Source organism: Streptomyces sp. NPDC004031 (genome assembly GCF_053604375.1).
Window position 1 is genome coordinate 1 of the sequence record NZ_JBSGHL010000019.1, and the last position, 12657, is coordinate 12657.

General features: G+C 75.4%; 11 protein-coding genes. 10 read left to right on the top strand and 1 reads right to left on the bottom strand.

Features of this window, described 5'->3' with window-relative positions; genetic code table 11:
• The first annotated feature begins 221 nt into the window (after positions 1-221).
• Positions 222-1601: an MFS transporter gene (locus tag ACWERV_RS14640; RefSeq protein ID WP_452932806.1), complete on the top strand. Its 1380-nt coding sequence runs from the start codon at positions 222-224 to the stop codon at positions 1599-1601.
• 188 nt (positions 1602-1789) lie between these two features.
• Here ACWERV_RS14640 and ACWERV_RS14645 read toward each other — a convergent pair whose 3' ends face one another.
• Positions 1790-3049: a methyltransferase gene (locus ACWERV_RS14645; RefSeq protein WP_452932808.1), complete on the bottom strand. Its 1260-nt coding sequence runs from the start codon at positions 3047-3049 to the stop codon at positions 1790-1792.
• Positions 3050-3228: 179 nt separating this feature from the next.
• Between ACWERV_RS14645 and ACWERV_RS14650 the strand changes: the two genes are divergently transcribed.
• From ACWERV_RS14650 to ACWERV_RS14690, 9 genes are all read left to right on the top strand, one after another.
• Positions 3229-5658, top strand: a complete 2430-nt coding sequence (locus ACWERV_RS14650; RefSeq protein WP_452932810.1) for an ATP-binding protein — start codon at positions 3229-3231, stop codon at positions 5656-5658.
• Positions 5659-5809: 151 nt separating this feature from the next.
• Entirely contained in the window at positions 5810-5998 is a 189-nt protein-coding gene (locus ACWERV_RS14655) for a hypothetical protein (protein WP_398174362.1), read from the top strand.
• Between the two features lie 16 nt (positions 5999-6014).
• Positions 6015-6728, top strand: a complete 714-nt coding sequence (locus ACWERV_RS14660; protein WP_452932812.1) for a hypothetical protein — start codon at positions 6015-6017, stop codon at positions 6726-6728.
• Positions 6725-7657 (top strand): DUF6895 family protein, encoded by a 933-nt coding sequence (locus tag ACWERV_RS14665; RefSeq protein WP_452932814.1) that lies wholly within the window; start codon positions 6725-6727, stop codon positions 7655-7657. The genes ACWERV_RS14660 and ACWERV_RS14665 overlap by 4 nt, the downstream gene beginning before the upstream one ends.
• Positions 7654-8583, top strand: coding sequence for a DUF6895 family protein (locus tag ACWERV_RS14670; RefSeq protein ID WP_398174352.1), 930 nt, complete (start codon positions 7654-7656; stop codon positions 8581-8583). The genes ACWERV_RS14665 and ACWERV_RS14670 overlap by 4 nt, the downstream gene beginning before the upstream one ends.
• Positions 8580-9650: a serine hydrolase domain-containing protein gene (locus ACWERV_RS14675; protein ID WP_452932817.1), complete on the top strand. Its 1071-nt coding sequence runs from the start codon at positions 8580-8582 to the stop codon at positions 9648-9650. The genes ACWERV_RS14670 and ACWERV_RS14675 overlap by 4 nt, the downstream gene beginning before the upstream one ends.
• A 220-nt stretch (positions 9651-9870) precedes the next feature.
• Positions 9871-10764, top strand: coding sequence for an isocitrate lyase/PEP mutase family protein (locus ACWERV_RS14680; protein ID WP_452932819.1), 894 nt, complete (start codon positions 9871-9873; stop codon positions 10762-10764).
• A gap of 14 nt (positions 10765-10778) precedes the next feature.
• Positions 10779-11231 (top strand): hypothetical protein, encoded by a 453-nt coding sequence (locus tag ACWERV_RS14685; protein ID WP_452932820.1) that lies wholly within the window; start codon positions 10779-10781, stop codon positions 11229-11231.
• A 316-nt stretch (positions 11232-11547) separates the two neighbouring features.
• The gene (locus tag ACWERV_RS14690) at positions 11548-12510 is read left to right on the top strand and encodes a bile acid:sodium symporter family protein (protein ID WP_452932975.1); all 963 of its coding nucleotides are present in this window, start codon (positions 11548-11550) and stop codon (positions 12508-12510) included.
• The last annotated feature ends 147 nt before the right edge of the window (positions 12511-12657 follow it).

The following is a 12657-nucleotide window of genomic DNA, read 5'->3' on the forward strand; positions in this document are numbered from 1 at the left end:
CCACACTTCAACAACAACAACACGCAACACCTCTTTGGTCTTGGGTTTATTGGTGATCTCCGGGGTCCCCTCCCGACCGCCCCCCCGCGCCGCCGGGCCCGGCGGCGCGGGACGCGCCCGCCTCGGCGCCCCCGTCCCGCACGGCGCCCCACGGCCGGGTCGGGCCGTCCGGCCGGGATCAGACCGGCGACGGGGCGCGGCCGCGGGCCGGGGCGACGCTCGTGGTGGTCGCCGTCGTGCAGTTCATGGTGTCGCTCGACGTCTCCGTCGTGAATCTCGGACTTCCCCGGATCGCCCGCGGGCTCGGCTTCGGGGCCAGCGGGCTGACGTGGGTCATCCATGCCTACGCGCTGACCTTCGGGGGTCTGCTGCTGCTCGGCGGGAAGGCGGCCGACCGGTACGGGCGCAAGCGCGTCCTCACCCTCGGGCTCGCACTGTTCGGACTGGCGTCGCTCGCCGGGGGGCTGGCGCAGCAGCCGGGGCAACTCGTCGCCGCCCGCGCGGTGCAGGGCGTCGGGGCGGCGGTGCTCGCGCCCGCCGCGCTCGCGCTGCTCACCGCGGCGTATCCGCAAGGGCGGGCGCGGGTGCGGGCGTTCGGGGTGTGGAGCGCGATGAACGCGGCGGGCGGCGCGCTCGGCGTCGTCATCGGCGGGCTGCTCACGCAGTACGCGAGCTGGCGCTGGGTGATGTTCGTGAACGTCCCCATGGCGGCCACCGCGCTGGTCCTCGCCTGGCGCGGTGTCGCGTCCGGTCCGCGGGGGGCGCGCGGCGGGCGCCCGGACGTCCTCGGCGCGGCCTTGGCCACGGGCGGGATGACGCTGCTGGTCTTCGGCATCGTCCGCACCGACGGGCGCGGCTGGGCGTCCGGCGCGACGCTCGGCACGCTCGCGGCGGCCGTGGTGCTGCTGGTGTCCTTCGTGGTGGTCGAGCGGCGGACGACCCGCGAACCCCTGGTCCGGCCGGGCCTGTTCGGCAACCGCAACGTCACCGCGGCGAACGCCTTCAACCTGCTGGTCGGGGCGGCCATGACCCCGGCTTTCTATTTCCTGTCCCTGTACCTCCAGGGGGTCGTGGGGGAGGGCCCGGCGCTCACCGGCGCGATGTTCCTGCCCTTCACCTTCGCGCTCGTGCTCGGCTCCGTCCTCGCGGTGAAGCTCGGCTACCGCGCGGCCCCGCGCACCCTGCTGGTGACCGGCGGCCTCGTGACGGCCGCGGGCCTGGCCTGGTTCGGGCAGATCGACGCGGGCGGCACCTTCGTACGGGACGTGCTCGGCCCCTCCCTCGTCGCGGGCACCGGCTTCGGCCTGTGCCTGGGCCCCGTCGTCTCGACGGCCACCACCGGTGTCGCCCCGGGGGAGGCGGGCACGGCCTCGGGCCTGCTCAACAGCTCCCGCCAGATCGGCGCGTCCCTCGGCCTGGCCGCCCTCGGCACGGCGGCCCAGCACCGCACCGGCGCCACCCCCACCCCCGCCGCCCTCACCTCCGGCTACGCCCTCGCCCTCATCCTCGGCGCGGCCCTGGCCCTCGCGGCGGTGGCCCTCGCCCTGACGATCCTGCGCCCGGCGGGCGGCCGGGCGCCGGGCGCGCGGGCCGTGGCGTGACGCTCACGGCGGGGTCCGCGCGCAGCCCGCGCACACCGTCCTGGCCGTAGGCGAGGATCGCGGCGCCGCCCCCCCACTCCCCCGGGCGGGCGGCCCGTCGTACTGTCCGCCGACGGCCGACACCCCCCGTGGGTGTCGGTCGGGGCGGCCTCGGAGGCCGCGTGCGCGGCCGTGCGGCCCGGCGGGGGTCAGGCCGGTGTCGCCTCCAGGATCGACAGCGGGGACGCCGTCGGGACCGTGCGGGCCAGCTGGAAGCCGGCGGTGGTCAGGAGGGTGCGGAATTCGGCCTCGGTGCGTTCGCGGCCGCCGACCAGGAGGAGCATGTCGAGGTCGGAGAGCTTGCCGGGGTGGGCGCCGTTGCCCTCGGGGATGATGAGTTCGATGATCAGCAGGCGGCCGCCGGGGGCGATGGCGCGGCGCACGTTGCGCAGGATCAGCGCCACCTCCTCGTCGGGCCAGTTGTGGAGGACGTTCTTGAGCAGGTAGCAGTCGCCGCCCTCCGGCACGTGCTCCAGGAAGGAGCCGGCCTCGACGCAGCCGCGGCCGGTGAGGCCCGCCTCGCGCAGGGTGTCCTCCGCGCCCGCGACCGCCGAGGACAGGTCGAAGACGGTGCCGGTGGTGTGCGGGGCCCGCGCCAGGATCGCGGTGAGCATCGCGCCCTGGCCGCCGCCGACGTCCACGACGGAGGTGAAGGGGGTGAAGTCGTAGGCGGCGGTGACGGGCGCGAGGGTGAAGTGCGAGAAGTCGCTCATGGCGTCGTTGAAGACGTCGGCCAGTTCCTCGTTCTTCTCGAAGAACGTCCAGACGTCGACACCGCGGACCTTCTCCATGACGGGTTCGCCGGTGCGTACGGCGTCCAGCAGATAGGACCAGTGCTCGCGCTGCTCGGGCGCGTTGGTGAACATCGCGATCGAGCGCAGCGACATCTGCGCGTCCGAGCGCAGCGTGCTCGCGAGCGAGGTCAGCGCGTAGCGGCCGGAGCGGTCGGCGCGGAAGACGCCGTAGCTCGCCAGCGCCCGCAGCAGCCGGTGGACGCCGTCCGGGTCGGCGCCGACCGTCCGGGCGATCTCCTTCGGGGTGTGCGGGCCGTCGGCGAGCGCGTCGGCGATGCCGAGGGTGGCGGCGACCTGGAGGGCCTGGCTCACCATCCCCGCGGTGATCATCTCCAGCATGGTGACGGGGGGCGGCATCATCTTCTGGTGCAGCCGGAAGACGCTCTCCCGGAGCCGTTCGACGATCCGCACGAGCCGGGGCGGCGGCATCTTCTGACCGCCGGGCACGGGCCGGCTCCTCGCCGCCCGGTGCGCTTCGGGGGACGGTAAGGACTGCGGGGCCCGCGCCGCCTCCGCCTCCGGCCGGTCCTCGCGCGCCTCCCGGTCCTCGCGCGCCTTGCTGATGTCCGACACCTTCTGGTCCTGGGTCCTGCTTCCCGGCGGGTTCCCCGGCATCGCAACTCCCTACGGTACGTAGCCCCGTCGGCACCCTGCGGTTTCGCGCGTCGCGGACCGGTCGTGTCGGCGACACCTGGGTGGCGGGTTCTCGTCCCAGCGTGTCCGTCCCCTGAGTTGTCAGGCAGAATTGTCGCGGGAGACGAGACAAAGACGGGCTAGTGGTCTGGGGGAGGCTGGTGGGACGCCCCGAACGAGCCGTCGATCCCGGGGCCGGGCCGGTGGCCGAATTCGCCGCGCAGTTACGTGCCTTGCGGCAGTCCGCCGGAGCGCCGTCCTACCGGACGATGGCCCGCGCGGCACACTACTCCGCGTCCACCCTCGCCCGCGCCGCCGGCGGCAGCGCCCTGCCGACCCTGGACGTCGCCCTCGCCTACGTCGAGGCGTGCGGCGGGGATCAGGCCGCGTGGCGCGAGCAGTGGCGCAACGTGGTGTCGGGTACGCGCCGCGGGGCCGCCCGCCCGGTGCCGTCCCCGGTGCCGGTGCCGCGGGTCAAGAGCCCGCCGCCCGACGTGCCCACGCCCCGCCAGCTCCCGGCGGGCACCCGGCACTTCACCGGCCGTGACGAGGAACTGCGGCGGATCTCCGCCCAGTTGCTGACGCGCGACACCGAAGGCGCGGCCCCGCACGGCCAGGCCGCCGTCGTCACCACCGTCTGCGGCGGCGGCGGGATGGGCAAGACGAGCCTCGTCCTGGAGTGGGCCCGGCGGCACGCGGCCGCCTTCCCCGACGGCCAGCTCTACGTCAACCTGCGCGGATTCGACTCCGGCGGCCCGCCCGTCGATCCGGCCACCGCCCTGCAGGGCTTCCTCCAGGCGCTGGGGATGCCGCAGGAGGCGATCCCGCCCGCGCTCGACGCGCAGGCGGCGCTCTACCGCAGCATGGTCGCCGGGCGGCGGATGCTGGTGGTGCTGGACGACGCGGCCGACACCCGGCAGGTGGTGCCGCTGCTGCCGGGCAGCGGCTCGGCCCCCGTGCTGGTCACGAGCCGGCGGCGGCTGGACGGGCTGGCCACCACGCACGACGCGCGCCGCATCCGGCTCGACGCGCTGCCCGCCGACGACGCGCGCGAGCTGCTCAGCCGGCGCCTGGGGCTGGAGCGGGTGGCCGCGGAGCCCGCGGCGGCCGAGGAGATCCTCGACCGCTGCGGCGGCCTGCCGCTCGCGCTGACGATCGCGGCGGCGCGCTGGGGCGCCCGGGACGGCTTCCCGCTCGCCGACCTGGCCGCCGAACTGCGCGACGAGAGCGCCCGGTTGGACGCGCTGGAGGTCGAGGGCTCGCTCGTGGGCCTGCGGGCGGCGCTGGAGTCGTCGTACCGGGCGCTGTCCGAACCGGCGGCGGCGCTGTTCGCGCTGCTGGGGTCGGTGCCGTACGCGGAGGTCAGCACGGAGGCGGCGGCCGGTCTGACGGGTCAGCCGCCGCAGCGGACCGCGGCGCTGCTGCGTGAGCTGGACGACGCGCATCTGGTGGCGCAGCCGGTCCCGGGCCGCTACCGCACGCACGCCCTGGTGCGGCTGTACGCGGCCGAGCGGGGCCGGGCGCAGCCGCGCGCGCAGGTGGAGGCGGCGTGTGCCCGGCTCGACGACTTCTACCTGCACTCCCTCTTCCGGGCCGAGCGCCGGCTCTACCCGCAGCGGGCGGCCATCGCGCTGCCCGAGCCGGTCGAGGGGGCCGGGCCGATGCGTTTCACGGGGCTCACGGAGGCGCTGGCCTGGCTCGACACCGAGTACGTCAACCTCGCGGTGCTGCGTGAGGACGCTGTCGCGCGCGGCCGTCACGAGGTGGTCTGGAAGACGGCGTGGGCCCTGATGACGTACCGCATCCGGCGCGGCAGGATGCGGGACGACCTGGTGTCGTGGCGGGACGCGCTGGCGGCGCTGCCGCACCTGGCCGGGCAGCCCGAGGCGGCGTACATGGTGCGCTGCGGCTACGGCGGCGCCAGCGTGCGGGCGGGCCGGCACACGGAGGGGCTGCCGCACCTGCGGCGGGCCAGGGCGCTGGCGGAGGCGGCCGGAGACGTCTTCTGCCTGGCCGAGGCGCATTTCCACCTGGCCGCCGCCGACCACTACGCGGGCGAGGGCCGCCAGTCGCTGGCCGACGCCACGCAGGCGCTCGCCCTCTTCCGTACGCTCGGCGACCCGGTCTGGATCGGGCTGTCCCTGAACGCGGCGGCCCGCGCCGCCACCCACGTCGGCGCCTACCGCGAGGCGCACGCCCACGCGCAGGCCGCGTACGTCCTGGCGCGCGCGCACGAGCAGACCGACGCGGAGGCCGAGGCCTCCGTCAACCTCGGCTTCATCGCCCAGCGCACCGGCGACCCGGCCTCCGCTCTGGCGCACTACGAGCACGCGGTGCGCATCCACCGCACCCGCCGCAATGTCTACTTCGAGGCCGACGTCCTCGAACAACTCGGTTACGCCCAGGCGCATCTGGGCCGCGCCGCCGCCGCCCGCGCGGCCTGGCGGCAGGCCGCCGAGTCCTACCGCGTCCAGTGGCGCCTGCCCGAGGCCGACCGCGTGGACCGCCTGCTGTCCGACCACCCCGACGCGGGCACCCCGCTGATCCCGACGCCGTCCGGGATCATGTGCTTCTCCGTCGTCCGGACCTGACCGGACCTGACCACATCTGACCGGACCGGGCTCCGGGCCGCCGGGACAGCAGGGCGAATCCCGTGGGAGCACTGGGCCCCGCTGTCCGATTTGCGGGCATATGCCAGCGATGTCAGCCTGGAGATCCAACCGGAAAGAAGGAGATGGTCCCATGGCTACGGAGCTGACAGCCCCGGTCGAGACGGCGGCGCTCGCCGCTGAGGTCGAAGGACTGCTGGATTCCGCAGAACCGGAAGGCATCTACCGCGACAGCCGCGAGTGCTTCGGCGGCCTGCTCCTCGCAGGACTGCTGCTCGTGTCGCCCCCGACCCCCCGGCCCGTGAAGACGGACGACCGCTGACGGCAAGGGGAGACCATTGGCCGAGCAGGCGCAGGAGAACTCTCCCCTGAGCGCTGCGGTGGCCGATGTCGCCAACGGAGTCGCCCTCGCCCTTGACGGCGAGGGCGGCTCCTACGCGCTGTCGGCCCTTCTCGCACAGGACGACCGGGTGGCGCTCGCCGCGATCCGGGTACTGGGCGCGGATGTGCTCGCGCCCTACGCGCTGGGGCCGGACCCCGCGCGGGGCGGCGGGGACGCGCCCGACGCACGGCTCGTACGGGAGGCGCTGGCCGCCTACCCGCCGGGGGCCGACGCCTCCGACGTGTCGTGGTGGAGCTACCGCGGGCTCGCCGAGGCGTCCCGCGCCTATCTGCCCGCGGCCGCGGACGTGCTGACCGACGCGGCGGGCGGCGGGGACGACGTGTGGGTGCGCACCGACCCGTGGCCCAAGCTCGCGCACCGCGCCGCCCAGCTCGCCGCCCTCTCGCTGCCGGGCCTGGCCCCCGCGCTCGCGTCGGGCCTGGCCGCGCGGACGGACGACCTCGCGCGCGGCTTCGTGCGGGCGGTGCGGCGGCGCGACTGGCTCCAGGCCTCCGGGATCGGGCGCTGGCTGGTGCGCGCCCCGGACGTCCCCGGCTCGCTCGGGCTCGACGCGGGCCTGGTGTACGTCCACCGGATGAGCGGCGGCGACCCCCGGGTGGCCCTGCACACCACGGCCGCCCGCCGCTTCCCCGGCGGCGGCCCCCGGTGAGCCCGGCGGAGGGGGCCGACGGGCTCGGCCACCTCCTCGACGACGTCGCCGCCGGGGCGCTGCGCCGGCTCGACGCCATGCGCCCGTGCTTCCGGCTGCCCGCCGACGTCACGACCGACGCCGATCCCAACCTCACCCTCAAGCCGCTCGGGGAGCTGGCCGAGCTGATGCGGGTCGTCGTCGCCCTGCATCCGCTGTCCGCCGTCCGGGACGCGGCCGCCGAGCTGTTCGCCTTCGCGTGGAAGGAGGCGCGCGGCGGCGAGCTGTTCGCCGAGCTGGTGCACGGCGAGCCCGCGGCGACGTATCCGGTGGAGCTGTACGGGGTCTTCGCGGGCGCGGGCCTGCGGCATCCGGGGGCCGAGGAGCTGATCGGCGCGACGACGGGGCTGCGCCGGTGGCGGGTCGCCCGCGACGACCACACCCGCACCCTCGGCGTGCTCAACGCGGAGTCCCGTATCGGCCTGCCGCCGCACGCCGACTTCGCCGACGTCCTCGCCCGTACCGGCCTGGGGCTGCGCCCGGAGCCGTGGGCGCTGGACCGCACGGGCGCGTACGGGATCACGCACGACGTCTTCCACACCACCGACTGGGGCCGGGCGCCCGAGCGGCTGCCCGCGGACCTCGCGGCCTACCTGCGGCTGTGGCTGCCCGCCTGGACGCAGGTCTGGTCCGAGGAGCGGCTGTGGGACCTGACGGGCGAGTTCCTGGCGGTGGCCGCGTGCCTGCCGGGGTGCCCGCCGGACCCGCGGATGTGGGCCCGCTTCGCCGCCGCCCGCACCCCCGACGGCGCCGTGCCGGAGAGCGGCGACCCGCCGCCGCCGGGCGCGACGGAGCACGAGACCTTCCTCGCCTGCTACCACTCCACCCTCGTGGCCGTCTTCGCGGCCACGCTCGCCCGAGCATCCATGGAAAGCGAGGCCACACCGTGACCGCGAGCGCCGCATCTCCCGCGCTGCTGCACGCCGTCGGCGACCGGGCGCTGGCCTGGCTGGACGCCAACCGCGAGCACTTCCGGCTCACCGACGACGACCGCGCCACGGGCCGCGGGATCGTCGAACGGCTCAAGCCGGTCGGCGAGCTGGCGGTCAACATGCGGGTGCTCGCGCGCGAGGGTGTCGCGGGCTCGCGGCAGCACGAGGCCTCCACACGGCTGCTGGACTTCGCGTGGCGCGACCTGCTCGACGGCGGCAACCTGCTGGCCGAACTCCAGCGCCAGGAGCCGATGTCGCCGGTCCCGCTGGAGATCTACGCGAGCCTGCACGAGCTGGGCCACCGCCACCCCGGCCTGGAGGCGGCCATCAACCTCGCCCGCACGACGGTGAGCTGGCAGGCGCTGGAGATGATGCCGAACCGGCGGCTCGGGGTGCTCAACGCCGAGCGCAAGATCGGGCTGATGCCCAGCGGCGACCGGGAGCAGGCCCTCGCGGCGACCTGGCTCGGCCGCACGCCCGAACCGTGGACCGTGCAGCTGCACATCGCCTACCACATCACGCACACCGTCTTCCATCTCACCGACTGGGGTGCGGACCCGGACGGCATCCCGCCCGCTGTCGCCGACTACCTCGCGCGCTACCTGCCCGCCTGGCTGGAGGACTGGGCCGAACTCGAACACTGGGACCTGGTCGGCGAGTTGCTGGTGGTCGACGCGTGCCTGCCGCGCCCCGCGCTGGACCCCTCGCTGTGGGAGCGGTACGCCGCCGTGCAGGGCCCCGACGGCGCCATGCCGGTGCGCGGCGCGCTGCCCGAGGGCGACCCGGCCACCGTCTTCGACGAGGTCCACCACCCCACGCTGGTCGCGGCGTTCGCGTCCGCGATGGCCACCTCGCGCGCGCTGTCCGCGGACGTGGCGGCGTGACGGCGACCCTCCCGCCGCCCACCACCGCCTCCGCCACGGCCCCCGAAGTCCCGCTGGCGCAGGCCGCCCTGGCACGCGTCCGCGCCCCCGACGTCGTCCTCGCCGTCAGCCGCGCGGGCCGCCGCACGTACACGACGGGCGGTACGGGTACGGGCGGTACGGATACGGGCGGCGGCGGGCGCGAGCAGCTCGCGTACGGGCTCGGCTCGCTCACCAAGACGTTCACGGTACTGCTGCTGGCCGACCTCGCCCGCGCGGGCGCCCTCACCCTCGACGACCCGCTCACCGCCCACCTCCCGGACAGCGGCGCGGGCCCGTACCGCGCCGCCGCCGACCGCATCACCCTGCGCCACCTGGCCACCCACACCTCGGGCCTGCCCCGCGTGCCGCGCGACCTGCTGGCCCCGGCGGTCCTGCACCCGCAGACCAACGGCTACGCCGGGTACACCCGCGAGCGCCTGCTCGCCGCCCTCGCCGCCACCCGTCCGCGGCACGCGCCCGGCACCCGCTGGCACTACTCCAACCTCGGCATCGCCCTGCTCGGCCCGGTCCTGGAGCGCGCGGGCGGCGCCCCCTACCCGGAGCTGCTGGCCCGCCGCGTGCTGCGCCCGCTCGGCCTGACCGGTGCGGGGGTCGGCCCGGACGCGGCCACCGCGGCGGCCCCGGCCACCGGGTACCTGGGGAACGGCCGCACCCCCGTGCCCGCCGTCGACATGGCGGCCTTCGCCCCCGCGGGCGGCCTGCTCGCCACCCCCGCGGACCTGCTCACGTACGCCGAGGCCCTGCTCGACCCGCGGGCGGGGGCGCTGCGCGACGTGCAGGTGCCGCAACTGCGCCGCCGCACGCCCCGGCACCGCGGCGAGGTGCACACGCTGACGTGGTACCAGCACCCGGCGCCCGGCGGCCCGCTGCTCTTCCACGCGGGCGCGACCTTCGGCCAGCAGTGCTTCCTCGGTTTCCACCCGGCGACCCGCACCGCGGTCGCTGGCTTCGCGACCCGGCACGACCGGCTGACCGCGATCGTCGGCGCGTCGTACGGGCTGCTGCACGCCCTCACGGCGTTGTGATCATCGGAATCGGTCCACCCGGTACACCGAGAAATAGCCCGATAGAGCCGCAAAAACCATCAGAGCTTGGCACGGGTCCCAAAGTTCGGCAAAGCTGGGCAAAGTTTTCGGCATGTGCATATGCCGTGCGTCCATGCCCTGCGCATGCCCTCGTGCGTGCGCGCGGCACGTCCCCGCATGCCCGGTGCCTGCCACCACCACAGCCAGCCAGGGAGAACGCGTGCAGTACGGAACCGTCCTGCGGAACGAGATCGCCTCCGCCGGGACCACCCCGCTCATCGGGGTCTACGACATGTATTCCGCCTCTATCGCAGCCCAGCACTACAACGGTTTCTTCGTCTCCGGATTCGGTTTCGCCGCCTCCTACTACGGCCTCCCCGACATCGGCTTCATCGCCTGGCCGGACATGGTCGCCTTCGCCGAACGGCTGCGGCTCGCGTTCCCCACGCACCACCTGCTCGTGGACATCGACGACGGCTACGTGGACCCGGAGGTCGCCTGCCACGTCGTGCAGCGGCTGGAGCGGGCGGGCGCGTCCGGCGTCATCCTGGAGGACCAGAAGCGGCCGCGCCGCTGCGGGCACGCCGACGGCAAGCTCACGCTGCCGCTGGAGGAATACCTGGAGAAGCTGGAGCTGGTCCTCGCCAGCCGGACCGACCTGCTGGTCGTCGCCCGTACCGATGCCACCGAGGAGTCCGACATCCTGCGCCGGGCCGCCGCGCTCGCCGAGACGGACGCGGACGTCGTGCTCGTCGACGGGGTGCGCAGCGTCGAGTGGATCCACCGCATCCGCGAGGTGATCGGCGACAAGCCGCTGCTCTTCAACCAGATCGGCGGCGGCAAGTCCCCGCGGCTGTCGCTGGGCGAACTCACCGACCTCGGCGTGGACGTCGCGATCTACAGCACACCGTGCCTGTTCGCCGCGCACACCGCGATCGAGAACGCGCTCACCGGCCTGAAGGAGGCGGACGGGCGGCTGCCCGAGGTACGCGGCGCGGGCGCGGTCGGCGTCGCCGGATCCACCCAGCTGCTGGAGCGCAACATCAGCCGCCACCACGGCACTTCGGGCGTCCCGCACGACCGCACGCCGGTCGGCGCGCCCGTCGGCGTCTGAGCGGGGCGCGCGCGATGAGCGGCAGGCACGCCGGTCCCGGCCGAACGGCCGCACGCCGGGCGGGCGTCGCCTCCCTGCTGGCGGCGGGCCTGCTGGCGGCGGGCGCCGGATGGACCCCGGCGTTCGCCGCCGAGGGCGGCGGTACGACGACGGGTACGGCGGCCGGTACGGCGGCGGGCGGGACGAACCCCGCGCCCGCCGCGCCCCCTTGCTGCCGTGACGACGACGAGCCCGAGCAGCCCGAGCAGACGCACGGCGACAACAACGGGCTCCTGGTCATCGACAACTCCAACGCCGACTCCTGGCTGGAGGTCGACCGGACCCTCAACACGATGCTGCACAGCAAGGGCACGGCCGGCAGCGACCACGACGGGGACGGCGGCGACATCGACGTCACCCACGAACCCTCCGACGGCACGGGCCCGCAGCCCGCGTCCGCACCGGAGGAACCGGAAGGAGACGACTGAGGTGCCCGTACCGCCCCGGCCGCCGAAGCCGAGCCCCGACCCCGGCTCCGGCTCACCGCACGCGGGTCCGCACAGCCCGGACTCCCGCCCGACAGGGCGGGCCCCGGCCTCCCGCGCGCCCGGCGGCCGGGGCTCCTCCCGCCGGGGGGCGGGGGTCGCGGGGTCCGGCACGCCCGGGGGCGGCGGCTCCGCCACGTTCGGGGGTGGCGGCTCCTCCGCGCAGGGAGCGGCGGGTTCCGGCTCCGGCACGTCGGGGGGTTCCGGTGCCTCCGGCGGGCGGCGGGTCGGCGTGCTGCGGCGGGTGGCCGATCCGTACATGGCCGCCCTCGCCGGTACGGTCGCCCTCGCCGCGGTGCTGCCCGCCGAGGGCGGCGCGGACGTCGCCGCCGGGGATGCGGCGGACCTCGCGATCGGGCTGCTCTTCTTCCTCTACGGCAGCAGGCTCTCCGCCCGCGAGGCGGTCGAGGGGCTGCGCGGCTGGCGGCTGCACTCCGTCGTCGTCGCGGCGACGTTCGTGCTCTTCCCGCTGCTCGGCCTCGCGGTCGGCGCGGCCGCCACCCCCGCGCTGCTCAGCCCGCAGCTCGCGACGGGACTGCTCTTCCTGTGCGTGGTGCCGTCCACCGTGCAGTCGTCGATCGCCTTCACCTCCACCGCCCGCGGCAACGTCGCCGCGGCGATCTGCGCGGGCACGTACAGCAGCCTGCTCGGCATGCTGCTCACCCCGCTGCTCGCGGCCTGGCTCATCGGCTCCACCGTCCGCTTCTCCGCGGACGGCCTCGCCGCGCTCGGCCTCCAGCTCGTCGCACCCTTCCTCGCGGGCCAGCTCCTGCGCCGCTGGACGAGCGGCTTCGTCACCCGCCACAAGCGCGTCCTCGGACGCCTCGACCGCGTGTCCATCCTGCTGGTCGTCTACACGGCCTTCAGCAAAGGCGTGTCCGAGGGCATCTGGCACCAGGTGACCCTGCCGCGCCTGGCCGCGCTCCTCCTCCTGGAGGCGGTGATGCTCGCGGTCGCCCTCGGAGCGACGTCGCTCGCCGCGCGGCGCCTCGGCTTCCCGGAGGAGGATCGCATCGCGATCGTCTTCTGCGGCTCGAAGAAGAGTCTGGCCACGGGCTTGCCCATGGCCGCGGCGCTTTTCGGCCCGCGGGCCGGGCTGGCGATTCTGCCGCTGATGCTTTTCCATCAGATGCAGCTCGCGGTGTGCGCGGTGATCGCGACCCACTGGTCGCGCCGCCCCGCACCCTCCCCGGCCGCGCCGGAGCAGCCCGCCCTCGCGTAGGGCGGCATCCGTTTTTTAGGGGCGCGGGGAACTGCGCGCTCAGCCACCCACGTGGCGCGGGTCGTCACCGACCCGAAGGGGCAGTTCGGTCCGTGCCGGACCACCGGCCGGTGGTGGGCTGGTCGCGCAGTTCCCCGCGCCCCTAAA